Origin of the sequence: Planifilum fimeticola, from assembly GCF_003001905.1 — a bacterium.
Taxonomy (GTDB): domain Bacteria; phylum Bacillota; class Bacilli; order Thermoactinomycetales; family DSM-44946; genus Planifilum; species Planifilum fimeticola.
This window is the reverse complement of sequence record NZ_PVNE01000002.1, coordinates 150,221-176,029: the sequence shown is the minus strand read 5'-3', so window position 1 is coordinate 176,029 and position 25,809 is coordinate 150,221. Positions and strand designations below refer to the sequence as shown.

The 25,809-nt window shown below is 53.3% G+C and carries 22 protein-coding genes; 1 reads left to right on the top strand and 21 read right to left on the bottom strand.

Annotation, left to right across the window (positions count from 1 at the left end):
* Position 1: 1 nt before the first annotated feature.
* The 6 genes from CLV97_RS02255 to CLV97_RS02230 all read right to left on the bottom strand — a co-directional run bounded on the left by CLV97_RS02255 (position 2) and on the right by CLV97_RS02230 (position 5,076).
* The gene (locus CLV97_RS02255; protein ID WP_106343895.1) at positions 2-559 is read right to left on the bottom strand and encodes an ECF transporter S component; all 558 of its coding nucleotides are present in this window, start codon (positions 557-559) and stop codon (positions 2-4) included.
* A gap of 31 nt (positions 560-590) precedes the next feature.
* A complete protein-coding gene (locus CLV97_RS02250) occupies positions 591-1,433 on the bottom strand; it encodes an energy-coupling factor transporter transmembrane component T family protein (protein ID WP_106343894.1) in 843 nt (280 codons plus the stop codon).
* A gap of 14 nt (positions 1,434-1,447) precedes the next feature.
* Entirely contained in the window at positions 1,448-2,305 is an 858-nt protein-coding gene (locus tag CLV97_RS02245) for an energy-coupling factor transporter ATPase (protein WP_425440537.1), read from the bottom strand.
* Positions 2,305-3,162 carry an energy-coupling factor transporter ATPase gene (locus CLV97_RS02240; protein ID WP_106343892.1) on the bottom strand — a complete coding sequence of 286 codons (858 nt, stop codon included), beginning with the start codon at positions 3,160-3,162 and terminating at the stop codon, positions 2,305-2,307. Before CLV97_RS02240 ends, CLV97_RS02245 begins: the two co-directional genes overlap by 1 nt.
* Positions 3,162-3,932 carry an SDR family oxidoreductase gene (locus CLV97_RS02235; protein ID WP_106343891.1) on the bottom strand — a complete coding sequence of 257 codons (771 nt, stop codon included), beginning with the start codon at positions 3,930-3,932 and terminating at the stop codon, positions 3,162-3,164. Before CLV97_RS02235 ends, CLV97_RS02240 begins: the two co-directional genes overlap by 1 nt.
* 64 nt (positions 3,933-3,996) lie before the next feature.
* Positions 3,997-5,076, bottom strand: a complete 1,080-nt coding sequence (locus CLV97_RS02230) for a tartrate dehydrogenase (protein ID WP_106343890.1) — start codon at positions 5,074-5,076, stop codon at positions 3,997-3,999.
* A gap of 341 nt (positions 5,077-5,417) precedes the next feature.
* On the opposite strand from CLV97_RS02230, the gene CLV97_RS02225 reads away from it, so the two are divergent.
* Positions 5,418-7,091: a PucR family transcriptional regulator gene (locus tag CLV97_RS02225; RefSeq protein WP_106343889.1), complete on the top strand. Its 1,674-nt coding sequence runs from the start codon at positions 5,418-5,420 to the stop codon at positions 7,089-7,091.
* Between the two features lie 240 nt (positions 7,092-7,331).
* Here CLV97_RS02225 and CLV97_RS02220 read toward each other — a convergent pair whose 3' ends face one another.
* The 15 genes from CLV97_RS02220 to CLV97_RS02150 all read right to left on the bottom strand — a co-directional run bounded on the left by CLV97_RS02220 (position 7,332) and on the right by CLV97_RS02150 (position 25,804).
* Positions 7,332-8,720 carry an aspartate aminotransferase family protein gene (locus CLV97_RS02220; protein ID WP_106343888.1) on the bottom strand — a complete coding sequence of 463 codons (1,389 nt, stop codon included), beginning with the start codon at positions 8,718-8,720 and terminating at the stop codon, positions 7,332-7,334.
* A gap of 42 nt (positions 8,721-8,762) precedes the next feature.
* On the bottom strand, positions 8,763-10,235 hold the full coding sequence (locus CLV97_RS02215; protein ID WP_106343887.1) for a CoA-acylating methylmalonate-semialdehyde dehydrogenase: 1,473 nt from the start codon (positions 10,233-10,235) through the stop codon (positions 8,763-8,765).
* A 320-nt stretch (positions 10,236-10,555) separates the two neighbouring features.
* Positions 10,556-11,290, bottom strand: coding sequence for a hypothetical protein (locus tag CLV97_RS02210; protein WP_106343886.1), 735 nt, complete (start codon positions 11,288-11,290; stop codon positions 10,556-10,558).
* The gene (locus tag CLV97_RS02205; protein WP_106343885.1) at positions 11,265-12,164 is read right to left on the bottom strand and encodes an ATP-binding cassette domain-containing protein; all 900 of its coding nucleotides are present in this window, start codon (positions 12,162-12,164) and stop codon (positions 11,265-11,267) included. Before CLV97_RS02205 ends, CLV97_RS02210 begins: the two co-directional genes overlap by 26 nt.
* A complete protein-coding gene (locus tag CLV97_RS02200; protein ID WP_106343884.1) occupies positions 12,161-12,538 on the bottom strand; it encodes a GntR family transcriptional regulator in 378 nt (125 codons plus the stop codon). Before CLV97_RS02200 ends, CLV97_RS02205 begins: the two co-directional genes overlap by 4 nt.
* A gap of 606 nt (positions 12,539-13,144) precedes the next feature.
* Positions 13,145-14,662, bottom strand: a complete 1,518-nt coding sequence (gene arfA, locus CLV97_RS02195) for an arabinosylfuranosidase ArfA (protein ID WP_106343883.1) — start codon at positions 14,660-14,662, stop codon at positions 13,145-13,147.
* Between the two features lie 98 nt (positions 14,663-14,760).
* Positions 14,761-15,621 (bottom strand): carbohydrate ABC transporter permease, encoded by an 861-nt coding sequence (locus CLV97_RS02190; RefSeq protein WP_106343882.1) that lies wholly within the window; start codon positions 15,619-15,621, stop codon positions 14,761-14,763.
* Positions 15,618-16,565, bottom strand: coding sequence for a carbohydrate ABC transporter permease (locus CLV97_RS02185; protein WP_106343881.1), 948 nt, complete (start codon positions 16,563-16,565; stop codon positions 15,618-15,620). The genes CLV97_RS02190 and CLV97_RS02185 overlap by 4 nt, the downstream gene beginning before the upstream one ends.
* Positions 16,566-16,617: 52 nt before the next feature.
* The gene (locus CLV97_RS02180; protein WP_106343958.1) at positions 16,618-17,862 is read right to left on the bottom strand and encodes an ABC transporter substrate-binding protein; all 1,245 of its coding nucleotides are present in this window, start codon (positions 17,860-17,862) and stop codon (positions 16,618-16,620) included.
* 180 nt (positions 17,863-18,042) lie between these two features.
* Positions 18,043-18,750, bottom strand: coding sequence for an L-ribulose-5-phosphate 4-epimerase (gene araD, locus CLV97_RS02175; RefSeq protein ID WP_106343880.1), 708 nt, complete (start codon positions 18,748-18,750; stop codon positions 18,043-18,045).
* Positions 18,751-18,792: 42 nt separating this feature from the next.
* Positions 18,793-20,469: a ribulokinase gene (locus CLV97_RS02170; RefSeq protein WP_106343879.1), complete on the bottom strand. Its 1,677-nt coding sequence runs from the start codon at positions 20,467-20,469 to the stop codon at positions 18,793-18,795.
* A gap of 292 nt (positions 20,470-20,761) precedes the next feature.
* Positions 20,762-21,862, bottom strand: a complete 1,101-nt coding sequence (locus CLV97_RS02165; protein ID WP_106343878.1) for a GntR family transcriptional regulator — start codon at positions 21,860-21,862, stop codon at positions 20,762-20,764.
* Positions 21,863-22,170: 308 nt separating this feature from the next.
* A complete protein-coding gene (araA, locus tag CLV97_RS02160) occupies positions 22,171-23,664 on the bottom strand; it encodes an L-arabinose isomerase (RefSeq protein ID WP_106343877.1) in 1,494 nt (497 codons plus the stop codon).
* Between the two features lie 81 nt (positions 23,665-23,745).
* Positions 23,746-24,828 (bottom strand): substrate-binding domain-containing protein, encoded by a 1,083-nt coding sequence (locus CLV97_RS02155; RefSeq protein ID WP_245891329.1) that lies wholly within the window; start codon positions 24,826-24,828, stop codon positions 23,746-23,748.
* Positions 24,788-25,804 (bottom strand): ABC transporter permease, encoded by a 1,017-nt coding sequence (locus CLV97_RS02150; protein ID WP_245891328.1) that lies wholly within the window; start codon positions 25,802-25,804, stop codon positions 24,788-24,790. The genes CLV97_RS02155 and CLV97_RS02150 overlap by 41 nt, the downstream gene beginning before the upstream one ends.
* Between the last annotated feature and the right edge of the window lie 5 nt (positions 25,805-25,809).

Genomic DNA, 25,809 nt, shown 5'->3' with positions numbered 1-25,809 from the left:
ATCACATATCCTCCGAAATCTTGGATTTCCGCCTTCCCCAGTGACCGATCTTCATCCAGGCCGCCACCGCCGCGAGGGTGATCACCACCGAAACCACCGCTTCGGGAATGCCGTTGGTCAAAGCCACCGCCCAGGCCACCCCCGGCGCCAGGTATCCTCTGATGACGGCCATGATCAAAACGAGGGCCGTATTTGTGATCGAACCGACGAAGCTGGCAATCCCCACCGCCACATATTCGTTGATGTTCCTGATCCCCCTGTACGCCAAATAAGCCGTCACCCCGATGAACAATCGGGGGAGGATGGCGACGAGCGGATCCTTGAACAGGGGAATGGTCGCGTTGAGAAAGGACGTGATGCCGAAAATCAGACCGATGATCAGACCGACGAGCGGCCCCTGCAGAATGCCCCCGATGATCGCCGGGATATGCATGATCGTCGCATTTCCCGCCGCGGTGGGCACCGGAATATATCCCAGGCGGGTGACGCCGAGCAAAATGGCAACAGCCCCCAACACTCCGGCGACGACGATCTTGCGCACGGTCAGACCCTTTTCCACAGGCTGTTCCTCCCTTCCGGAAATCTACCCTTCAATAAGGGAAGGGGTACATCAACAAAAAGGCGGAAAAGGCGAGGAGAAAGAACAGGACTAAAAAATCTCCGGGACTTGATTTGTATTTTCTGAATTTTGAACGATCTCCACCCGGTACATAGCACCTCGCCTCCATCGCCAGAATCAGATCCTCCGCCCTTTCCATGGCCACGCGAAACAGCGGAACGATGATCGGAAACATCTCCTTCGTGCGCCGAAAGATCCGCCACCAGGATCCGGTCCCGAATTCCGCACCCCTCGACGCCTGGGCCTTCATCATCTTCTCCATTTCCATGGCAAAGGTGGGCACGAAACGGATGGCGATGGTCATGATCAGGGAAAACTCGTGAACCGGAAATTTCACGTACTTCAGCGGCTTCAACAGGCTTTCCATACCGTGGGTCAATTGCGTGGTGGATGTGCTCAGGGTCAACACGCTGCTGACAAAGATGATTTCGATAAAGCGCAGGGCGGATACGATCACGAGGCGAACGCTGTCACTGGTGATGACGATGAATCCGTACTCCAGATAGACTCTTCCGCCGGAGGCGATGTCCCCGTAAAACAACAGCTGCAGCACGGCCAAGATCACAATGAACGGAATCGCCGGCTTCACTCCGGACAGACCGTAGCGGAGGGGAATCCGGGATAGTCGAAACAGGAGGAGCGAAAAGCAGAGGACGATGAAATTGCCGCCGTAGGAGTTGCAGAAGGCGATGGCCAGGATCAGGATCCCGAAGGAGAACAGCTTGATTCGCGGATCCAAGCGGTGAACGAAGGAACCGGTCGGCAGATATTGGCCGATGGTGATGTTGCGCGTCAACTCGAATTCTCGGGCCATTGGGGGTCACCTCTTCACGGTCGAAGAATGGAGACAATTTCCGCCGCCGCCGAATCCACCTCGAAGGCTCCTGCGTCCACCGGATATCCCAACCCCTGAAGCCGGTACAAAATTTCCACGGTTTCGGGCGTGCCGATTCGGTGTTTCAAGAGGATGTCCCGGTTTCCGAAGATCTCCCGGGGAGTGCCTCGGGCGATGATTTTCCCTGCGGCCATGACCAGAATCCTGTCCGCCAGGCTGGCCACCTCCTCCATGTTGTGGGAGACAAAGATCACCGTGAGCTTCTCCTTCCGGTTGAAACCCTCGATGCGATCCAAAAGTTCGATGCGGGAACGGGGATCCAATCCGGCCGTCGGTTCATCCAGCACCAGAACCTTCGGCCGCAGAGCCAACACCCCCGCCAAGGCCACTTTTCTCTTTTGGCCGCCGCTCAAGGAATAGGTGGGTCGGTCCTTCATCTCATCAAAGGAAAGCCCCACCATCTCCATCGCCCATCGGACGCGGTCGCGCACCTCCTTCAATGGCAGCCCCATTTTTAGCGGGCCGAAGGCGATGTCATCCCCGACCAGCTTCTCGAAAAGCTGATCCTCCGGGTTTTGAAAGACCAAGCCCACCTTCCTCCTCAAATCTTTGAGATCCAGCTTGGGATCGGACAGATCCCGGCCGTCTACCACCACCTTTCCCCGCTGCGGACGCAACAGCCCGTTGAAATGCTGAATCAACGTCGATTTTCCCGAACCGGTATGGCCGATGATCGCCACGCATTCCCCTTCCTCGACGGTCAGATCGACCTCTGAAAGGGCTTGATGCTCCAGGGGGGTTTTTTCCATGTAGGTGTAACTCAGATCCTTCACCTCGATGATGTTCCCCATCACCCCGCCGCCCCCTTTTTTCCGGAGATCCTGACCACCTCGTCAATAATCTCCCGCTGATGAATCAAATCCGGTCGAAATTCGGGAACCTGCGCATGGACCCGCTCCGCCAGCCGGCCTGCGACCGGAATATCCAGCTGAAGCCCGCGGAGGATTTCCCGCTGTTGAAAGATTTCGCGGGGGGAACCCTCCATCGCGATTCTCCCCGCCTCCATCACCAGCACCCGATCCGCCTCGGCCGCTTCAGACATGTGGTGGGTGACGGCAATGACGGTCATGCCCTCTCGGTGAAGACGCCTTACCACCTGCAGGATCTCCCCTCTCCCGTGGGCGTCCAGCATGCTGGTCGCCTCATCGAGGACCAGGCACCGTGGCTTCATGGCGAGCACCCCGGCGATGGCAACCCGCTGCTTCTGCCCGCCCGACAGGTGGTGGGGAGGGCGGTTCCGGTACTCGTACATGCCGACGGCTTTCAGGGCAAAGTCGATCCGGCTTCTCATTTCCCGAGGGGGCACGCCGATGTTCTCAAGGCCGAAAGCCACATCATCCTCCACGATCGTCGCCACAATCTGATTGTCCGGATGCTGAAAAACCATCCCCACCCTTTGCCGGATCTCCCGCGTATGGCGAGCATCCCTGGTGTTGAATCCCGCCACGTACACATTTCCTTCTTTCGGCTTGAGAATTCCGTTGAAATGCTTGGCCAAGGTCGATTTCCCCGAACCGTTGTGGCCGATGATGGCCACATATTCGCCCGGGTAAACCTCAAGGGAAACATCGCGGAGGACATGGACGGCCTCCCCGTCGCTCAACTCATAATCAAAGGAAACCCCCTCCATCCGAATCAGCGGTTCCATCAGATTCCCCGTCCTCCATCCACATTCAAGATCTCGCCGGTCACCATTTTCGCCAGGTCGGAGGCCAGATAGAGGGCGGCACGGGCGATGTCCTCCGGTTGGACCAGCCGTCCCAACGGAACGCTGTCCAGAAAGATTTTTTTCTTCTGCTCTTCCGCCTGAGCGGCATCGTCCGCAAGAAACCGTCCCAGCATGGGCGTATCCGACGGTCCCGGATTAATGGCGTTGACCCGGACCTGATAAGGGGCCAATTCCAGTGCCAAGGCCCGTGTCAACTGGATGGCCGCCCCCTTGGAGGCGCAATAGGCGTTTAATCCGGGACGGGCTCTCACGCCGGCAATCGAAGCGATATTTACGATCGATCCGGATCTCCTCCGCTTCATGATCGGAACCACATGCCTCGCGGTCAAAAAAATCGACTTGGCGTTGACGGACATGATTTTGTCCCACTCATCAGGGCTCAGTTCCTCAACAGGGGTAAAAGCCTGGGGAACCCCGGCGCAATTCACCAGTACATCCACCCGACCGAAGGCATCGACCGCCCCCTTCACCAACGCCTCCACGCTTTCGTCCTCCGACACATCGGCCTGGAACACCCGCACCCGCTTTCCGTCCAGCCCGGCGGCCGCCCTTTCTGCGGCTTCCCGATTCACATCGGCAAAAACCACATTGGCGCCCTGCTCCGCGAAAAGCCGCGCCGTCGCCTTCCCCATCCCGGATGCGGCCCCGGTGACCAACGCCGTTTTCCCCTGCAGAAGACCCGTTTCCACCGATCGATCGCCTCCCTGCACCTGAAACAAACTTCCTTTGCGGGGAAACCGCCGAATGCGACCGTCAGAACTTCTCGCTCAAGGCCTTTAGCTTCCGGACCAGCTCCCCTCCCAACTCGGCGGTGGAAGCCTTCCCTCCCAGGTCCGGCGTCAGGACCTTCCTTTCGGCCAACACTTCTTCGATGGCCTCCAGAATCAACCCGGCCAGCTCCGGTTGATGCAGATGCTCCATCATCATGCTGATGCTCCAGATTTGCGCGATTGGATTGGCAATCCCCTTGCCGGCGATATCCGGGGCCGAACCGTGAATCGGTTCAAACATCGAAGGATAGGCGCGCTCCGGATTGATGTTTCCCGAGGGAGCCAACCCCAATCCTCCGACCAGGGCCGCCCCGAGGTCGGTCAAGATGTCGCCGAACAGATTGCTCGCCACCACCACGTCGAAGCTTTCCGGCCTGGTGACGAAATAGGCGGCAAGGGCGTCGATGTGGTAAATATCCGTCCGGACATCCGGATGCCGGGCGGCGATTTCCCTTACGATTTCGTCCCAGAAGGGCATCGTGTGATTGATTCCGTTGGACTTGGTCGCGGCGGCAACCCGCTTCCTTCTTTTTTCGGCGAGGTTGAAGGCGTATTTGACGACCCTCTCCACTCCGTACCGGGTAAACACATTGTTTTGGACCGCCATTTCGTAAGGGGTTCCCCGATGAAGCCGTCCGCCCATGTCGGAATACTCCCCTTCCGTGTTTTCGCGCACCACGACAAAATCGAGGTGTTCATGGGACTTATGGCGGAGGGGGCTCTCCAATCCGCGGAGAAGCTTGATCGGCCTCAGGTTGATGTACTGCTGGAAGGTCCGGCGAATCGGAAGCAGCAGTTCCCAGAGCGATATGTGATCCGGCACTGTCGGCGCACCGATGGCCCCCAACAGGATCACATCGTATTCTCTCAGGACGTCGAGCCCGTTTTCGGGCATCATCCGGCCGTGCTTCAGATAGTACCGGCAGCTCCAATCGAAGGTATCCCACTCGAACCGCAATCCTCCGTGAATCTCCTCGATCGACTTCAGAACCTTCAACCCTTCCTCCATCACTTCCGGTCCGATGCCGTCTCCCGGAATGACTGCCACGGAAATGTGTTGCAAGATCTCCCCTCCGTTTCTACCTGGTTCCTTTCACCGAAACATCACGCATTGGAAACGTGAAAGGCAATCCAAAGGACGAATCCGACCAGGTGATCTATTTAAAAATTAACAAAATAATGGCAAGATCGCGTCATACAACCTGTACAGAAATTCTTCGCTCTAATCATACATCCCTCGGGCAAGCACCCCTCCCGGAATTCTTTTCGACGGAAAAGGGTATCCATTAGTGAACCTTGCCGACAAGACAAGCAGAGAAACGAAAACTCCCTAACCATATTTTATTCGGCTTGTTCACCCCCCCACAACCGGGTTCTGCAAGCCCCCTTTAGGGAGGTGACCCTGTGGATCTTCATAAGCCTTTCACCGTGGAGGAGGTCTTGAAACGCCCCCTTTTTCGAAACGCCCGGGTCGCAGCGGGCAAAAGGGGACTCACCCGGCCGGTTCGCTGGGTCCACGTGTTGGAAGTTCCCAACCCTTCAGCCTTTGTCAACGGGCAGGAACTGATTTTAACGACCGGGGTCGGCCTGGGGGCCTCTGAAGACTCCATCCTCCGATTTGTTCAACAGTTGGTGGAAAGCCGAGTCTCCGGCCTATGCATCGAACTCGTCCAGCGGTTTACTGAAGTTCCTCCATGCATTTTGCAATATGCGGACCGACACGATTTTCCGATCCTCGTTTTCGATCAAGAGGTTCGCTTTATCGACATCACGCAGGATCTTCAATCCCACATCATCAATCGCCACCACCAGCAACTTCTGGCCCTGGAAACGCTGTCCAAACGTTTTCTGCGACTGACCCTCCAACCCAGGTGCACTTCGCAGATCCTCAAGCTCCTCCACCAGGAGACGGGATGCCCCGTGCGGCTTTGTGACGACTGGGGACGCGACATGATCTATCCCGAAAAAACAGCCCCCTCAACCTTTCACCATCAAGAAACACTGCGTCAACCCATCTTCGCAATGGACATGCATGTGGGCGACCTCTGCCTGGCTCACGGCGGGCGCGATTCGGAATATATGCGGCTGATTCTCGACCGGGCCGCAACCGCCATCGCCCAGGAACTGCTGCGCCGGTTGTCCATCGAGGAGCGGCGCATGCGAGGGATGCAAAAATGGATTGAAAAATGGCTGAGTCAGGGAAGGAGTGAGCTTCCCGAAGACGTCGCATCGCTCATATCGGATGGAGGGAGTTTGTCCCTGGCAGCCATGGGGATCACGGCGCGTCAACCGGAATCCCACGATTTCGACACCGAACAGGAAGAGGCGATCATGTTGAGGGTTGCCCATCTGATCCATCGCGCCTTCAAAACCCACGGGCTCCAGGTCTGGATGGCGCCCCATGAAGACAAATGGGCGCTGGTTTTGGCCGATCAAAGTCCCTCCTCTCCCTCACCCATGCTCCAACGAGTCAAAAAAGCCTTCTTGGATCTATTCAAACAACTGGCCGCCAACCCCGCCCTCCACCGGTACAGATGCGCCGTCGGCATCAGTCAAACCTTTCGACGTCTCAGCCAAGCCCCCCGCTATTGGAAGCAGGCCACCTTGGCTCTTCAGGTCAGCGCTGCCTCCAGCACCCCGCGTCGCGATAAGAACATTGCGGACAAACCTTCACTGACCCTTTACGATGACCTCCACGCCTGGCAACTGTTTTTGCAAGTAGATACGGAGGTACTGGCGGCATATATCCAAAATCAAATCGGTCCTCTTTTGGAATATGACCGGAAAAATGGAACCGATTTGGTCCGAACACTGGAAACTTTTTTTGCGACAGGACTGTCCAAACAGCGAACAGCCAAAGTTTTGTACATTCATCGCCAGACCCTGTATTATCGATTGGAACAGATTTCTTCTCTACTGGGGGACAACTGGAATGATCCCGAGCGCCGAAGGGCGCTGGACATCGCGATGGCCGCACACCGGTTTCTGTCCGCAATGGGAGGTTTAAACTCATTCCCCGTCCAGCCTGATGAAAAAACCTCCGGGAACCGTAAGTTCCCAAAGGCTGGACAACCATAGCGCCAACAGCGAGGGGGGTACCGCTTGAGTACCTTTTCCCGTATGGGCGAATCGAAGCGGTACACCCCCTTCGGCGCTGATGGAGATTGTCTCACCGCGCTTCTGAACAGATCGGGGGCGCGATTTTCCGCCCCCTAGCAGGGGGCGTCTTCGGAAAATCGGTCCTTCCCAACTAAAGTCAATCCCGGCGGGAACCGTACGGTTCCCACAGGCATCGTTTTTTGCTCCCTTCCTTTCCGGTCATCGTCTCGCTTCCCGGACCGCTTCAATCACCACTTTGGCCAACCATTCCAATTCCTCGTCGCTGATGACGAAGGGCGGAGCCAGTGTCAATACGTTGTTCTGTTCAGGCACCGTGTCGCTGTTTTTGCCGATGAGCACGCCGCGGTTCTTGCAGGCGGCGATCACTCGTCCCACCACATCCGCCGGAGCGGGCGTTTTCCTCTGCTTGTCGATCACCAGCTCGATCCCGGCCATGAACCCGAAGAAACGCAAATCACCAACCAGGGGATGGTTTCGGAGGGGCTCCAGAAGCCTCTCGAGCTTTTCCCCCAGCTCGCGGGCCCGATCGACCAGCTTCCTCTGTTCCATCAGTTCCAGCGTTCGGACGGACAGGGCGCAGGCCGCGGCATTTCCCCCGAAGGTGTTGACGTGGCGCAGGTGGGCATAGGGATGGTCGTCCTTGAACGCGTCAAACAGCTCCGCCCGGACCGCCGTCGCCGACAGAGGGAGATAGGCGCTGGTGATGCCTTTGGCCATCGTCACGAGATCCGGTTCCACATTGAAGTTTTGGTGGCCGAAGGGCTTGCCCGAACGTCCGAAACCGCAGATCACCTCGTCGACGATGAGAAGCACCCCGTAGCGATCGCAGATTTCCCGTACCCTTTTCATATATTCCGGCGGCGGAACGATCACCCCCCCGCCGGTAATCGTCGGCTCCATGATCACCGCCGCCACCGTCTCCGGCCCTTCCCACTGAATCACCTGTTCGAAGATGGAAGCGCATTCGAGATCACAGGCATCCCTCGCCTTGCCGAACGGACAGCGGTAACAGTAAGGGGGCGGTACGTGGACGAATCCGGGAGCGAGGGGTTCGTAATGTTGCTTGCGTATCGCCTGCCCTGTCGCCGCCAGGGCACCCATGGAATTTCCGTGGTAGGCGCGGTAGCGGGAAATAAACTTCCAACGGGTCGGTTCCCCGTTCTGCGCATGATACTGGCGCACGATCTTGAAGGCGACCTCGTTGGCCTCCGATCCGCTGTTGGAGAAAAAGATCCGATAATCCCCTCCCAGCCACTCATTCAACTTCTCGCTGAGGGCGATGGCCGGAAGATGGCTTTGCGTCAGGGGATAATAGGGCATCTGCCGAAGCTGGTCGTAGGCCGCCTCCGCCAGCTCCTTCTCGGAATATCCCAGGTTGACGCACCACAGTCCGGACATCGCGTCCAGATACCGGTTTCCTTCCAAATCCGTCACCCAGGCCCCGTCGCCTCCAGTGATGATCAGCGGATTTCGGCTGGCGGCATAGGGCTGCATGTGATGCCAGACGTACCGTCGGTCCTTATCGAGCCATGCCTTCCGTTCCTCTTCCCGCAGCGCATCGGTTGTTTGTGGAAAACGATCTTTCATCGTTCCTCCCCTTTCCCCGCAATCCTTGGTGTCTCAATCCCCTCAATCTCCGCCTCCGAACCAACGGGAAGTCACCATTTTCTTTCGGGTGTAAAATTCGACGGCATCCTTTCCGTTGGCGTGCAGATCGCCGTAAAAGGACTGCTTCCATCCGCTGAAGGGATAATAGGCGCTGGGCACGGGGACCCCCACGTTGATTCCCAGCATCCCCGCTTCGACCTCCTCCCGGAACTTGCGGGCCGCCTTGCCGCTCTCCGTATAGAGAACCGCCGCGTTTCCATAGCGGGAACGGTTGACGACCCGGATCGCCTCATCCAGGTCCCGAACGCGGATCACGCTCAGAACCGGGGCGAACAGCTCCTCCCGCGCCACCGTCATCTCCGGACGCACCCGATCCAATAGGGTGGGTCCGAGAAAATATCCCCTGGCTAGCTCCTTCATCTCGCGCCGTCCATCCCGGACCATCACCGCACCTTCGGCCAGTCCCTGTTCCATCCGTTGCAATACCCGCGCCCGGTGCTCCTCCCGGATCAGCGGACCCTGTTCGGTTCCCTCCTCCAATCCGTTGCCCACTCGGACGGCATCCGCCGCTTCCCTCAGCATGTCCACGAATCGGTCCGCAATCGGTTCAACCACGACCGCCACGCTGCCGGCCATGCACCGCTGTCCGGCACATCCGAAGGCCGAACCGGCAACCGACCGGACTGCGCTTTCCAGATGGGCATCGGAATGGACAATGTGGTGGTTTTTGGCCCCCGACAACGCCTGAACCCGTTTCCCGCAGGCGGCCCCCGTCGTGTACACATACTCCGCCACCGGCTGCGAACCCACGAAGGAAACGGCTTCGATCCCCGGATGCCGAAGAAGGGCGTCGACGGCCTCCTTCCCTCCGTGCACCAGATTCAGCACCCCTTCGGGGACGCCGGCCTCTGCGGCCAATTCCATGAGCCGGACGGCGGACAGGGGCGTTCGCTCGGACGGCTTCAGGATGAAGGTGTTTCCGGCGGCCAGGGCGAGGGGAATCATCCACAAAGGGACCATTACCGGAAAGTTGAAGGGCGTGATCCCCGCCACCACCCCGACGGGGCATCGCACCATCTCCATGTCCACCCCCCTCGACACCTGGGGCGTCACTTCCCCCTTCATCAGAGAGGGCATGCCGGCGGCGAATTCCACCACCTCGATCCCCCGCCAGATTTCGGCTTTGGATTCGCTCAGGGTTTTGCCGTTTTCCTCCGTCACCGTCCTGGCCAGGCTGTCGATCTGCTCCACCAACCGCTCCCGGAACCGGAACAAAATCCGCACCCGCTCCGTCACCGGCATCTCTTCCCACTTCGCAAAGGCCTTCCGGGCGGCTTCTACCGCCGTGTCCACATCGGATTCCGTGGAAAGCGGCACCTCGGCGAGAATCTCCTCCGTCGCCGGGTTGGGAACCGGCAGCACCTCCCGGGCTTTCGCAGAAATCCACTCTCCTCCCACGAAATTGGAAAGACGGTGCTTCAAAATCGCGCTCATTTTATCCCTCCGCACCATGCTTTTCAATTTCATGGTATCAATTAATTTAAAATATTTTGTCTTACATTTTGTATGAGAATTCCCGCGAAAAGTCATACACCGCATCAAACCGATTGTCGAACCCAGGGAAGTCGCCTTCCACAGATCCCTTGCCCCTTTTACCAAAAAAAAAACACGCCCCCGGCATGGACGGCGCGATTTCCCTCCTCTTCAGGAACGGTGTCCCTAGATCAGGGTCAACAACCTGTAATCATGCCTCGGGCGTGTTCCCTTTCATCCCTTCTGCATGCTTTACGAGGGGATGAAATCCTGCCAAATCGTTACAATCGGACCCGAACCCTTCCAATGCTCATTCGAATGATCCACAGGAGTACACCGAACAGCAGCAGGGTGGCCAGAAACAGGATGAGAACTTCCGGAACGACATTCGTCCCCTTCAGCAATTCCGCCTCCCACAGCACCAACATCGCCTCGGTGGCCAACATCCATGCCAGGGCCAACAGAATAAACAGGACGCCCCCGATACCGTATCGGTAAAATCCGGCACCAATCAGCCAGCCGAAGGCATAATAGGCGAAAATGTTCAATGCAAACGTCAGGACGACGACGATCCAGGGTGTAAGAAAGTAGACCCGCGAAAATACCGTCTGTTCGATCCAGACGATGACACCCGCCATCAGCGCAATCCCCAGCGACAACACCGCGGAAGCGATGGTCGCGCCGTAAAAATACGCTTTTCTCGTCACACCGTGCCTTACAAAATAATTCAGGAAATGCGAAACGGAACTATATCCGCATATGATCATGAAGATTTTTGCCGGCAAAAGGAGGAAACCGATAAAACCGCGTCCCAAATCCGTTTCTCTGATCTCCACCCCTCCCGCGAATTTGAAAAACAATTGCCCCAGATCACTGTTCCCTTGAACGTCTATGCCAAAAAGGAACGAAAAGGCGATGTATATGATCAATACGATCCCGAAAAACCAAAGGGACCAACCAAACTGCACGTACGACATGTCGAAGGCCACTTTACGATAAGCCTTTGCGGACTCCATCCGCGTTCCCCTCCTCCGTCAAATGAATAAACAGATGCTGAAGCGAAACGGAGCCGATTTCAATCCCCCGCCGTCCCGCTTCCAGAAGCTGATCCTCCGAAAGCTTCCCATACACCATCGCCCGCTTCGTTCCGCCCAGCCGCTCCGTATGGAGCACCTGCATCCCGGCAATAAACCCATCCACAGCCCGCGCATCTCCAGTGACGGACACCCCGCATTCCAATACCTGATCCATCGTTTCCTGCAGGAGGATGCTGCCCTGATGAAGGATGATCACCTCTTCAAACAGATGTTCAACCTCGGATACATGATGGGTCGACAGAATCACCGTGCGCGGATTTCGAGAGTGATCCTCCAGCAGTTCCTTGTAGAAGGTTTCCCGGGTAGGCGCGTCCATGCCCAGATACGCCTCATCCAAAATGGTGATGGGGCTGCGGTTTGCCAAACCGACCGTGACCCGGACCGCGGCCTGCTGCCCCTTGGAAAGCTGTTTCATCAATTGGTCGAGCGGGAGCTGAAAGCGTTTCACCAGATAGTTCGCGTACTCGCGGTCGAAGGTGGGGCGGTACCGTTCCGCCGCTTCCAACATCCCCTTCACCGTTTCATGTTCATCTCTGTTGCTCGAATCATAGACAAATGTCACCCACGGCATGACTTTCTCGTTATCGAAAACCTCCATCCCGCCAATTCGGACCGTACCGACGGTCGGTTCCAGAAAGGAACCCAGCAAGGACAGGAGGGTCGTTTTCCCCGCACCGTTTCTGCCGAGCAATCCGTACAATTTTCCGTAGGGAAGCTTCAGGGAAATGTTCTTCAACGCCTCGACATTCCCGTATCTCACCGTCACTTGATTCATTTCGATGTCAAAATTCACCCTTGATCCCTCTCCTTTTGCGACCTGATCAAATGGATCACATCCTCTTCCGTCATCCCCAACCGCTCCGCTTCCCGAATCATCGGCAGGAGGTAGCGATCCACAAACTGGTCCCTGCGCCGGCGGAGCAACTTTTCTTTGGCGCCCTCTGCCATAAACATCCCAACACCTCTTTTTTTGTATAGGATCCCCTCTTCCACCAACAGGTGAATGGCCTTGGAAACCGTCAGGTGATTGATCTTGTAGAATTGGACGAGCTGCGTCGTGGAAGGAATCCGGTCCCCTTCCTCCAGCTGGCCGCTGATGATCTGATCTTCTATCCGTTCCTTGACCTGCAGATAAATCGGCTTCGTCTCATCAAAACCGCGTCTCAAGGAATCACCTCCTCGCTCCTCTGTTCGGTTATCCTATATGGTTATATAGTTGTGTATATAACCATATAGGATAACGAGCCATCAGTCAACCCTTTTTTTATCCATGACTTGTCGGAAATCCGCTCACGCATTTGTCGTCGTCATCTCGCGATGGTCAGCTCTCCGAAATCCGCTGCATCCGACGAACGCCATCTGCGCGAAATACAATCAAAGGACACGGCCAAGAAACCCGTTGGATCTCCGGTGTTTTGAAGACATGCCGGTCGGCCCCTTCTTTCCACTGCCATCAGACACCATGTGGTCACACCGCCCGTATGCAATGCCGGAACTCATAACCTTCCCTCTCAAAAAAGAAGCCCTGCCTCCCAGCAGGGTTTCGCAAATGATCCATTTGTCCGCTGCTTCTCCCGGTGATTACAAGGGAGAAGCCCCTTCGGTTTGATTCACCGCAAACGCAATTCAGCGCCCGTCATCATCCTGATGTTCCTTTCTTTCCATTGAGCATCATGTTGAAGCGCCTCAAAAAGTCCCGCAGGCGGTCGCTTTCCGGGTTGCCGAAGATCTTCGAGGGGGCCCTGTTCTCCAATTAGTATTTCGAACCACATATCAAGGCTTCTTGTTCTTCAATCGAATCACGTTCCAGGACGCCTTGGGCAGACTCGCCGTCACCATTCCTTCCTTCATTTCGGCGTTGCCGTTATGATGGGGCTTGACCCGCTCTTCCTCCGCCGTGTTGACCGCTTTTAAATCCTCATGTTCCAGTATGATATGTTCAATGACCCGGTAATTCTCAAAACTTCTGGCATCGCATTCCAGCAGAAGCGGTTCGGTCAGGTGACGGTTCACCGCAAAAATCGTCAATTCTTCGCGTTCTTCATTGTATACGGCAACCGATTCCAGATAGGGAACATCCGTAAATTCGGCGCAATCGTATTTGGGAGAGGATACGACCGGATTGAGTGCAGTTCCTCTTCCATAAGTGGAAGCATGCAAAAACGGATAATAGATGGTTTGTTTCCAAGCCCTCCCGCCGTTTTCCGTCATAATGGGTGCAATCACATTGACCAATTGCGCCAGACAAGCGATTTTCACGCGATCCGCGTGTTTTAAGAGCGTAATCAACATGCATCCGACCAGCAAAGCATCTTCAAAGTTGTAGACATCCTCCAACAAAGGTGGAGCCACCGACCACGGTTCGATTTTTTTATCCTCTTCATTGGAGTGGTACCAAACATTCCATTCGTCAAAACTGAGGTATAATGTCTTCTTGCTCCGCTTTTTCGCTTTGACATAATCGCAGGTAGCAACCACAGTGCGGATAAATTGATCCATATCCAGCGATTTCGCCAAAAAGCTGGGCGTATCATTGTTTCGGTTTCCATAGTATGAATGCAGTGAGATGTAGTCCACCTCATCATACGTGTGTTCCAGCGTGATCGCTTCCCACTCGGGGAAAGTGGGCATCGAGGAACCGGAACTGCCGCAAGAAACCAGCTCAATCTCCGGATCGACCATTTTCATCGCTCTGGCCGTTTCCACCGCCAGGCGTCCATATTCTTCCGCGGTTTTGTGCCCGATCTGCCACGGGCCGTCCATCTCGTTCCCCAAACACCATATTTTGATATCATGCGGCTTCCTATATCCGTGGGAAATGCGCAGGTCACTCCAGTATGTTCCGCCCGGGTGATTGCAATATTCCACCAAATTTCTGGCGGCATCGATTCCGCGGGTTCCCAAATTGACGGCCATCATCACTTCGCTGTTCACCAACTTGGACCATTCGACAAATTCGTTGGTTCCCACCTGGTTCGTCTCGATGCTTTTCCAAGCCAACTCCAGCCGGCGCGGCCTCTTATCAACAGGCCCCACACCGTCTTCCCAGTTATACCCCGATACAAAATTCCCCCCCGGATAGCGAATAATCGGCACGTTCAACCGCTTGACCAGCTCCATCACATCCGTCCGAAAACCGCGCTCATCGGCAAGGGGATGGTCCGGTTCATAAATCCCTCCATACACGGCTCTGCCGAGGTGTTCGATAAACGAACCATAGATCCTCGGGTCAACGTCCGAGATTTTGAAGTCCCTGTCAAGCACCATTTTTGCTTTCAACCGGTCTGTCATGGTTTTCCCCCATTCCTCCGATACTGCACATCAGATCAGATCGCAGAATCCGGCTAAGATCGGCCGACCATGCTCCACACCGTCTCCAATGCACTCCCTTACTCCTTGACCGCCCCGATGGTGAGCCCGGAGATAAAATACCGTTGGAAAAAGAAGAACAAAATGATGATGGGAATCACCGTTAGAACGGCACCGGAAATCAAAACATCGTAGTTGTTTCCGTAAGGGGTCAACAAACCGGCGAGACCGATGGGAAGCGTAAACATTTCGTCCGTGCGCAGGACGACCAGCGGCCACAGGAAATTATTCCAACTATGCAATGCCTGCAAAATTCCCATGGCACCAAAAGCCGGAATCATCAAGGGACTCATGATTCGCAGATAGATTCCGAATTCCGAGCAACCGTCAATCCGCGCCGCATCCAGCAAATCCCTCGGCAAACTTACGGCGTATTGTCGGAAGAAGAAAACCGCAAAGGGAGAAACAGCAAAAGGGACGATGACACCCCAATAAGTATCGACGAGCCGGAACGCGATCATCTCCTCAAACAGCGGCAGCATCAGGATTTCCAGCGGAATCATCATCAGGAACAGCACCAAAAAGAGAACCGTGTTCTTCCCTTTGAAGTTATATACCGCCAGGGCATAACCAACCAGAGAGGAGAGAAATAGGGAGATCGCCGTGAACAAAAGAGTGATCAGCAAACTGTTTTTGTACCAAGTCCAATATATCTTCCCTTGTTCCGAGAAGAGATACAGATAGTTTTTCAGGCTCAACACATCAAAATCCAGCCGGAGATTCAATCCGAAACGCATCAATTCACTCGCTGATTTAAAGGACGCCAGCAACAAGGCCACAAACGGGAAAAGCACAACAAAGCTGAGACCCACCAAAAAAATCGCTATAAAAACCCTGAGCACCACTCGTCTTTCCGCCGTAGCACTGAGCATATTCATCATCCGTCCTCCTTGCGAAACACGCCGAAAAATTTAAGTTGGACAAAATTGAGCGTGAGTACGATCAGCAGCAGGACCAAACCAATCGCCGCTCCGAAGCCCAAGTCGAAATTCTCGAATCCCTGCATATACAGATAACCGGTAATCGTCAAGCCGATATCCCCCGGCGAATGGTTCTGCCAATAGACGAAACTCTCTTCGAACATCCGGAATCCGCCGTAAATGCTAATGGTGAGAACGTAGACCGTGACCGGTTTTAACAGAGGCAACGTGATGCGGAAAAACTTCATGAGCGGTCCCGCCCCGTCCATTTCGGCGGCTTCGTACAATTCTTTGGGGATGTTCTGCAGACCGGCCAAGAAATACAGAACATTGACTCCCATCCATCGCCAGGATGCGAGCAAGACCATGAGAAACATCCCGGTATCCCATTGCATCATCCACTGCTGGGGTGAAAAACCCAATTTAACCAACAACGCATTGGCCAACGAAGATTCCGATTCGCCGAATATCAACCGAAAGACGACCCCGGCCACAATCACGGAGGTAAGTGCCGGAATGAACAAGGCCGACCTGAACACGCTGCTGAACGGGGTCAACTTTGAATGGAGGATGACAGCCAAAACAAGAGGAACGGGGATCAAAATGATCAGCGTCCACAGGGTGTAGACGGCGGTATTAAACACTGCAGTATAAAATTGCGGATTGAGCAATTTATAGTAGTTTTCCAGACCGACAAAGTTTCTCTGCCCGGGATAAATTTCCTGAAAGCTCATAATCACGGTGTTGATGATCGGATAGAGAAAAAACAGAAGAAAAGAGAGAACAAACGGGGCGACCATGATATAAGGCGCGTATTTTTGGGAGAAAAGAACATTTCTTCTCTGTCTTCTTGTTTTGATCTTTACGGGAAACCAAGAGGACGTAGAAACGGGAACACGTTTCATCTCCATACCTCCCGAACAAGGATGCGGAACAAACGGAACCCGACGATCCAGATCACTGCTTCAGCCGTACCGCCGCTTCTCTCAACGCTTCGGAAGGCGTTTTTTCCCTCGTTTTGATCGCATGGTAGAGTACGCTGCTTCCCACGACCCCGTTCACTAGCGGCGTTTTTTCTCCGATGTTGGGCGAGTTGATTTCATCTTTGACTTCCAACAACGTGTCAAAAATCCCCTTGCCGAAGTATTCCGTATATTTGTTGGGGGCTTTCATTTCAGGCTCATCCCACACATCCCACCTTATCGGATCGAAACCGAGGATTTCCCAAACTTTTATATTTCCTTCCTTCGACAGTTTGGCGAAGCTGAGAAACTCCTTCGCCAATTCGGGATGCTCGGATTGGTTCGTCACAACGGTCCCCGTCCCTCCCATGCCTGCTGACCGCAGTCCTCCCTCTTCCCAGGCGGGCAGCGGACGAATGATCATTTTTCCTTTCAGATCAGGCATAAAATCCGTGAAACGACCCATGTACCACATGGGCATGATCACGGAAGCGGCTCCCCCTTGATTCATAAAACCATAATATTCTTCCGCGTGATGTCCCCCGCCCGGTGCAGGAATCGCAATTTTATGATTGTAGATCAGGTCATACAGAAATGTCAGCGTCTTGATATTGATTTCGTTATCCAGGATCACTTTGCCGCTTTGATCGAGATAATCGGATCCTTGTTGGATAATGAGGGGCCAAAAAGCGAAGAACTCGGTCACATCCACCGTCGTCATCGGTTTGCCGGTTTTTTCTTTCACTTGCTTTCCTGCGGCGACAAAATCCTCCCACGTATTGATTTGGTCCGGATCCACTCCCGCCTGATCCAGAATTTCCTTATTGTAAAATATGACGGTGGCACCCACGTGAAAGTCGATGCCGTAAACCGTCCCATCTCTGCTGTAAATGTCGATTCGCGATTGTACAAGCCGATCTTTCACCGGCTCCACGATATCATTCAGCGGTACAAGCTGCGGCTCTCCCTTTAGATAGTTTGCAAATTTTCCGATTTCTATATCCGCAATATCAGGAGCTCCTACCTTGGAATAAAGAGACAGCAACAATTTATTATGCATTTCGTTGAAGGGATACATTTCAATCCTGAGTTCAATCCGCTTGTCCGGGTGTCGATTGTTCCACTCCTCCGCCATTTTTTCATAAAACTCGACGTGCTGACTGGCAAACGTCCAGAGGGTCAAAATGGTTTTTCCATCGGAAGAGGTATCGGCGGCCCTGGAGCAGCCCGCAGATAACATGGTCCATGAGAGCACGATGATCAAGAGAAACCCCAATCTTTTCCTCACCGGGCGGTTCCCCCTTGCACAAAACTTGGGAATCGCGCTTGCATAAATCACCCTGCACGATCACCCGCAAAACATCAACGGAAACGCCGAGCCACTTGTGTTCTCACCATGGATGAAGTACCGAGAAGAAACCTAGGAAGTCCGAGTCCTTGGAGTCTGGCCGTAGTATGCGCTTGAACCGTGCTTCCGGAAAAAATGCCGGTCAAGCAAGGGTTGGCTGATCGCGTCGATTTCCGGGTTGAGGGCAACCGTATGATAAGCCATCTTCGCCACCTCTTCGAGGACGACCGCATGATAAACGGCTTCCGATGCGTCTTTTCCCCAACAAAAAGGCCCGTGCTGATTGACAAGGACGCCGAGGACGCGCGTTGGATCCCTTTCCTGGAATGTCTCGACGATGACGTTTCCGGTCTCCCGTTCGTACTCACCCCGAATTTCAGACTCCGTCATTTTTCTCGTGCAGGGAATTTCCCCGTAATAGTAATCGGCATGAGTCGTTCCCAACGCCGGTATCGGCAGGCCCGCCTGAGCCCAGCTGGTCGCCCAAGGTGAATGGGTATGAACAATCCCGCCGATGGACGGAAAAGCTCTGTACAAAACCAAATGGGTCGGGGTATCGGAGGACGGTTTTAAGTTCCCTTCCAAGACATTGCCCTCCAAGTCGACGAGAACAATGTCATCGATCTTCAGTTCTTCATACGGCACACCGCTCGGCTTGATGGCGACAATCCCGCGATCTCTATCGATTTCGCTTACATTTCCCCACGTAAACGTAACCAATGCATGTTTCGGAAGCTGCAAATTGGCCTCCCATACCCTTCGTTTCAACTCTTCGAACAATGGACTGCCCCCCTTAGCAAGTGAAATATCATCTGTATTAGATCACAGCGATACAGGAACACCTCTCCCCCGCTTCAGTTGTTTCAACAACTTCATCACGTCATTTCCGCCCCTTCCGAACAGATCATGGAGACGTCGGTATTCTTGATACAGCCGTTCGTAAATCTGCACGTTCTTTTGATTCGGCTGAAACCTTTCGGGCTTGAGCTTGGCGAGTTTCTCCGACGCTTCGACGATACTTCTGAATGCGCCCCCCGCAACGGCCCCGAACATCGCCGAACCCACCGCAGGCGTGTGCAAATGGGCGGCCACCGAAACCTCCCGATTCAAAACGTCGGCGTAAATTTGCATAAGCATCTGATTCTTGTAAGGCAGACCGCCGCAGGCCACCAACCGGTCGACGGGGATTCCGTTTTCAATGAAGGTGTCCATAATCATCCGTTGACCGAAAGCCGTCGCCTCGATCCACGCCCGGTAAATCTCCTCCGGCTTTGTATCCAACGAAAGCCCCAGTATGAGACCCGTCAAATCCGCATCCACGAGGACAGAGCGGTTCCCGTTTAACCAATCGAGGGCCAAGAGACCGCTTTCACCCGCTTCCATTCGCTCCGCTTTCTGCTCCAACAACTCGTGAAGAGACAAACCCTTTTCCTGGGCCTCCCGGTGATAAGCCGGCGGGACCCCGTTTTTCACAAACCACGCGAATATATCCCCGACCGCCGACTGCCCCGCTTCATAACCGTAATAACCCGGGATAACCCCGTCCTCCACAACGCCACACATCCCCGGCACCCATTTTTCCTCATCACCGAGCAGGATATTGCAAGTGGAAGTGCCCATAATCATTAACATCGTGCCGGGGCGTACGACACCGGCGGCCGGAGCCGAAACATGCGCATCCACATTGGCCGCGGCTACGGCGATACCCGGCCGAAGACCGGTTTTTTCCGCCATTTCCCTGGTCAGCTCTCCCGCCTTGCTGCCAATCGGCAGCAGGTCACGGGAAAGCTTCTCGTCTACGAGGTTTTCCAACCGGGGATCCAGGCTTCGGAAGAAAGACCTGTCGGGAAAACCCTTCTGTTTATGCCATAATGCCTTGTACCCGGCCGTACATGTATTTCGGGTCTCCCGGCCCGTCAATTGCCAGACGATCCAATCGGCGGCTTCGATGAAACGATCCGCCTCATCATAGATCTCGGGAGCCTCATTCAGAATTTGCCAGATCTTCGGGATCAACCATTCCGATGATATTTTTCCGCCGTAACGGGGCAAAAAGGAATCCTCCATCCGGCCGGCCACTTCATTTAATCGGTCCGCTTCCTTTTGAGCAGCGTGATGCTTCCAAAGCTTCACCCAACTGTGCGGATGTTTTCGGAATGAAGGAAGATTGCATAAGGGTGTGCCATCCCTTTTTACCGGCAGCATGGTACATGAAGTAAAATCGATGCCAATCCCGACAATTTCGTCCGGGGATACCCCCTCCGCTTTCTTCAGCATCTCTTTGACTGCGATCACAAACGCTTCGACATAATCGCTCGGATTCTGCAACGCCCAATCCTTATCCAATTTGACACCCAAGCCGGGAAGTTCCTCATCGATGACCCCATGGGGATAATTCTTCACATGGGAAGCCACCACTTCCCCGCTTTCCAAATCAACCAACACAGCCCGCGCCGATTCCGTGCCGAAATCAACACCGATGGAATAGTTGCGGCCCATGCTGTCACCAACTTTCGAACGAAATTGAAAATAAGGAAAATAAGCGAGGAATCAAACGGAAACAGAGAAACAGCGCGCCAACTTCTCCTTGTTGATCCATGTTGTACGAATAAGAAAAATTTCTTTTCGAAAAAAACATGTACGTACAACTTTTCTGATTATAATATATACCACCCCTGACGGGAGATCAAGTCTGAAAAGTGTTTTTTATCCAATTTGCAGAATATTAAGTTTTTATCGGACGCTTTCGGGGGATCGTGAAAATCCACATCAAATCCCCCGATTGCAAAAATCAATGCTTGACGGAGGCCGTCGATTTTCTGACCACCAATTCCGGCGTGTACACAATCGATTCCATATCAGACATCGACTTCTTCGACTCGATCATTTCGAGAATCAGTTTCGCCGCAACTTCCCCCATGGTGATTTTGGGATGCTTGACGGTTGTCAGTTTGATTTCAGTCGCTTCTGCCAGATGGGAGTCATCAAAGCCAACGATAGAGATGTCTTCCGGAACCTTCAAATTCAAATCGCGAATGACATCAAAAAGTTGAACCGCAATCTCGTCGTTATAACAAAAAATGGCGGTCGGCCTTTCACTATTTGACGACAACATTTGGCGGATGACTTTTTTGGGCTTGCTAAACTTCTCCTCTGTATCGAAGGAAATGATCATGCCAGGCCGGATGGGGACTTGGAATGCCCTGTGAGCCCGAATAAATCCTTTCATCCGCTGCACACCTTGCAAGTCGTCCCGTTTGAAAATCCCTACTATCCGGCGATGCCCTAATTGAATCAAATGCTCTGTGGCTATATAACCCCCCATTTCATCATTTACTGTGATGCTTAACGGCGACAACTCCGGATAGCAGGCATTGATCATTACATAAGGAATTCGATTGAGCTCCATATTTAGGTAATAGCTTAGATTCGGATTGGAAATGGCGCTTTTTGTCGGCTCAACAATCATTCCCTCGATCTGCTTTGACAATATATTTTGCAGGCACCGGGCTTCTTGTTCAATTTGATTGTTCGTACTGGCCAACAGCACCGAATACCCTTTGCTGCTCAAATACGATTCGGCTCCCCTGATGATGGAAGGGAAAATATAATCCGAGATATATGTGGTAATGATCGCGATGGTCTTATTGTCGCGGGATGCGCTTTGCTTTTCCCGATCTGCGCAAAACGTACCCCTTCCCTGTTGCCTGTACAGCCACCCTTCGCTCACCAATTCGCCGATCGCTTGTCTAACCGTATGCCTGCTGACTTGAAATTCCCGTACCAATTCGTTTTCCGAACTAATCTTTTGATGAGGGGCAATTTTGCCTTCCAAAATGGCAGCTTTGATCGCCTCTTTTACTTGCTTGTATTTCTTGTGTTCAGATGTCATAAACCTTCCCCACCCCGCCATTCACTTGTGCGTTCAACCTAATTATACATTACAAACGTCCCCCGGAAACGCCAAGACTCCCGTTGGGGGAATAAGCAAAAAAACGGACCCCTTGTGCGCAATGTTGGCAAAGGATACCGCGCGCGGAGTCCAAAGAGCCCCGTGATCCATACAAAGGGTATTATTTGTAAATTTTATCATCAGGATAACACAAACTCCGGCTCGTCAAGTGATGACGTGTTCGACCATATGCCCGACAGATGACATGGAGGTGCAGCCGCTTGTCTGCACAACTAAATATACGACAATTACTTGCTGAGATTCCAGACGATTTCATTCCACCTGAGTTCGTTGCGCAATTTCGCGGGCGAGGTATCCTCGTCGATCACCACGCATTCAATTCCCGCCATCTCTGCCCAATCCACCAGTTGTTCCGCAGTCACCACATAGGAAAAGCAGGTATGATGGGCTCCCCCGGCAAGAATCCATGCCTCGGCCGATTCGCGCAAAGAGGGCCTCGGTTTCCATAGAACCCTGGCCACCGGCAGCCGGGGCATTCTTTTTTCAGGTTTCACTGCAACCACTTCGTTCACAACCAGTCGGAAACGATTGCCCAAATCGATCAGTGCTGCGTTAACTGCAGGACCAGACTTGCCATCAAAGACTAAACGTGCTGGATCATCTTTTCCGCCGATGGATAGGGGATGAACTTCCACTCTTGGACGGGCGGCGGAAATGGTCGGGCACACTTCCAGCATGTGAGACCCGAGAATTTGTTCATTACCGGGTTCCAGATGATAAGTATAGTCTTCCATAAAAGAGGTTCCTTCACCGTTCGCCATGATTTTCATCGTGCGAACCAAGGCTGCGGTTTTCCAATCTCCTTCAGCACCGAATCCGTAGCCTTCGGCCATCAGGCGTTGAACCGCCAGTCCCGGAAGCTGTTTCAGGCCATGCAAATCCTCAAAAGTGGTGGTAAAGGCAGTAAAGTTCCCTTCCTTCAAAAAGGCTCTAATGCCGAGTTCCATGCGGGCCTGTTCCCGTACGGATTCCCAGGCGGCAACATTTCCGCGAACTTCCGAATCGATTTCATATACTTCGATATATTCTTCCACAAGCTGATTTACATCCGCCTCTGAAATTTCGTTGACCCGTTGCACGAGATCGCCCACACCGTATCCGTTGACTGACCAACCAAATTGAATTTGTGCTTCTACCTTGTCTCCCTCGGTTACAGCCACCTCCCGCATGTTGTCGCCAAACCTCGCCACTTTGAGATTGCGTCCCTCCGTAAAGGCGACAGCGGTGTGCATCCAACTCCCAATCCTGTTGCGCACCTCAATGTCTTTCCAGAAACCTGCAACAACTTTGCGTGCGATTCCCATCCGGGTGCCGATAAATCCGTATTCGCGGTCGCCGTGAGCCGATTGGTTCAGATTCATGAAATCCATATCAATTCGGTCCCAGGGAATATCGCGGTTTAATTGGGTATGCAAATGCAGAAGGGGCTTGCGCAGTTCGGAAAGACCCGCAATCCACATTTTTGCAGGAGAAAATGTATGCATCCAGGTAATGACACCTGCACAAGCATCATCCGCATTGGCTTCGATACACAGCCTGCGAATCGCTTCCGGAGTCGTTAAAACCGCTTTAAATGCCACCTTGTAGGGGATGGTTACATCATGATTCAACTCTTTTGTCATTAACAGAGAATGTTCCTCTACTTTTTTCAGCGTATCCGCTCCATATAAGTGTTGACTTCCCGTAACAAACCAGAATTCATAAGGTTTCAAATCCAATATGAACCCTCCCCCTCATGTTCGATCTCTTGCCTGAATGGGTGACATTCTTCGCCCCTGATCGGAAAACAGGAGAAAGACGGTCTATTTACCCGGATAGTAGAAATCAACGTTTGCCTTGGTTACCACGCTTACACCTGTGTCCACATAAGGAGGCAAAGGACCCACTTTTGCCGTTTTCCAATCGCTCACCGGATGAACCAAGTCATGCCTTAAATTATAGAGATAATGCATGCCCCAATAGCCCATGTTCCATGTTCCTTGTGCCAGAGTGGCATCGATAATCCCTGATTTCACCATATCCAGAGTCCCTTTATCCGTATCGAAGCTGATAATGTGAATCTTCCCAACTTTATTGGCTTCTTTTACCGACGTGCCCACCCCTACCCCTGTACTTGCTTCCGTCGCAAAAATTCCAACCAGGTCGGGATTTTTCTGGATCATTGCAGAGGTCACTTGTGCCGCTTGAACTTGATCGCTTTTGCCGTCTTGAATTGAAACGACTTTCATATCGGGAAACTCTTTTTGAATGGTTTCCACAAACCCTCTCTTTCGCTCTTCGTGGTTTAATTGCCCGGGTACGGTGACCACACCCACTTCACCTTTTTTTCCGGATAAACGGGCCAATTCACGAGCCGCGGTAACCCCCGCATCATAATTGCTTGTCCCCAGAAAAGCGTAACGTTTGCTTTTCGGAGCATCGGCATCGAAGGTCACCACGGGGATACCCGCTTCAATCGCTTTGTTAATGGGTGCTACAAGTGCATCGGGGTTGATGGCCGTCACAAGAATCCCGTCCGGTTTTTGCGCAATAACTTGTTCAAGGACGGTTATTTGCTGATTGATATCGTATTGGTCGGCGCCTTTATATTCAGCTTGAACACCCAGATTTTTCGCCGCCTCTTCCATTCCCCTGAAAGCTCCCTTCCAATATTCAATTCCGGAAAGGAAGGTCACCATCACGTATTTTTCATCCCTCGAACCTTGATATGGCGCGGAAGTTTCCTGACTGGATGCGTCTTTTTCCGTGGTGCACCCGACCAAAGCGGACAGGGACAGCGCCAGTATCAAAATTCCATACGCCCACCTTTTCATCGCGATCATCACCCCTTCGTAGATACCAAAATCAAATAGTTTGTTTTTTCTGTTTTCTGCGATTGTTGACAACATCCAAAGTAACGGCCACGATCAACACCAATCCGGTAACCAACGATTGCCAATAAACGGATACATCGAGCAAAACCAAAGCATTGTTCACCAGACCCACGAGAACGACGCCCAGAAGGGCTCCCGTAATCGTCCCAACTCCGCCTGTCAGGCTGGCTCCGCCAATCACACAGGCCGAAATCGCGCGAAGTTCGGCACCCATTCCCGCCGTGGGGGTCGCCACCGAGAATCTCGACAAGGAAAGCAATCCGGCAATCCCCGCCAGCAGGGCACATACGATGTAAATCATCATTTTAACTTTTTTCACATCAATCCCCGACAATCTGGCGGCTTTCTCATTGCTTCCTACATAGTAAACTTGTCTGAGATAAACCGACTTTCTAAGGAGAACATCACCGATAACCGCTACCACAATCAAAATGACGACCAGCATCGGGATTCCCAATATTTCTCCCTGACCGAGGAACAAAAAGCCGGGATCCAGCCCTGTGATGGAGACAGGCGCGCCTTCCGTAATCACGTATGCAACCCCTCTGGCAACACTCATCATCCCCAGAGTCATAATCAAAGGATTTAATCCGATCCGGCTGATAAAGAAACCATTTAAAAAACCCGCAAGAAGGGAAACCGCCATCGCAACCAGAGAAGCTGTCCAAACATTCATTCCGTTATAAGCCAGATAACCTGCCAACACACCGCTTAAAGCCAAAATGGATCCTACCGATAAATCGACACCCGCCGCGACAAGCACCAGGGTCATACCGACAGCGATAATGCCGTCGAGAGTCAGCCCGATGAGGGTGGTTTTCAAATTCTCGGACGTCAAGAATCCGGGGGTGGTAAGCGAAAGCAGGATAAATAAGACGACAATAATGGATAAGAGACTTGCTTCTCTGAATTGAAAGAGATTCAAGTTGAATAATTTAAACCGTTTGCGTTCCTTATAGTCTGTCTCCGGCAACATTCTCATTTTCATCTCTC

Bases quoted from the DNA above. Each gene is read 5' to 3' on its own strand.
- CLV97_RS02250 (WP_106343894.1), bottom strand. From the start codon at position 1,433: ATGGCCCGAGAATTCGAGTTGACGCGCAACATCACCATCGGCCAATAT.
- CLV97_RS02245 (WP_425440537.1), bottom strand. From the start codon at position 2,305: ATGGGGAACATCATCGAGGTGAAGGATCTGAGTTACACCTACATGGAA.
- CLV97_RS02240 (WP_106343892.1), bottom strand. From the start codon at position 3,162: ATGGAACCGCTGATTCGGATGGAGGGGGTTTCCTTTGATTATGAGTTG.
- CLV97_RS02220 (WP_106343888.1), bottom strand. From the start codon at position 8,720: ATGAAAGATCGTTTTCCACAAACAACCGATGCGCTGCGGGAAGAGGAA.
- CLV97_RS02215 (WP_106343887.1), bottom strand. From the start codon at position 10,235: ATGAGCGCGATTTTGAAGCACCGTCTTTCCAATTTCGTGGGAGGAGAG.
- CLV97_RS02210 (WP_106343886.1), bottom strand. From the start codon at position 11,290: ATGGAGTCCGCAAAGGCTTATCGTAAAGTGGCCTTCGACATGTCGTAC.
- arfA (WP_106343883.1), bottom strand. From the start codon at position 14,662: ATGACAGACCGGTTGAAAGCAAAAATGGTGCTTGACAGGGACTTCAAA.
- CLV97_RS02190 (WP_106343882.1), bottom strand. From the start codon at position 15,621: ATGATGAATATGCTCAGTGCTACGGCGGAAAGACGAGTGGTGCTCAGG.
- CLV97_RS02185 (WP_106343881.1), bottom strand. From the start codon at position 16,565: ATGAAACGTGTTCCCGTTTCTACGTCCTCTTGGTTTCCCGTAAAGATC.
- CLV97_RS02180 (WP_106343958.1), bottom strand. From the start codon at position 17,862: ATGTTATCTGCGGGCTGCTCCAGGGCCGCCGATACCTCTTCCGATGGA.
- CLV97_RS02170 (WP_106343879.1), bottom strand. From the start codon at position 20,469: ATGGGCCGCAACTATTCCATCGGTGTTGATTTCGGCACGGAATCGGCG.
- CLV97_RS02165 (WP_106343878.1), bottom strand. From the start codon at position 21,862: ATGACATCTGAACACAAGAAATACAAGCAAGTAAAAGAGGCGATCAAA.
- CLV97_RS02150 (WP_245891328.1), bottom strand. From the start codon at position 25,804: ATGAAAATGAGAATGTTGCCGGAGACAGACTATAAGGAACGCAAACGG.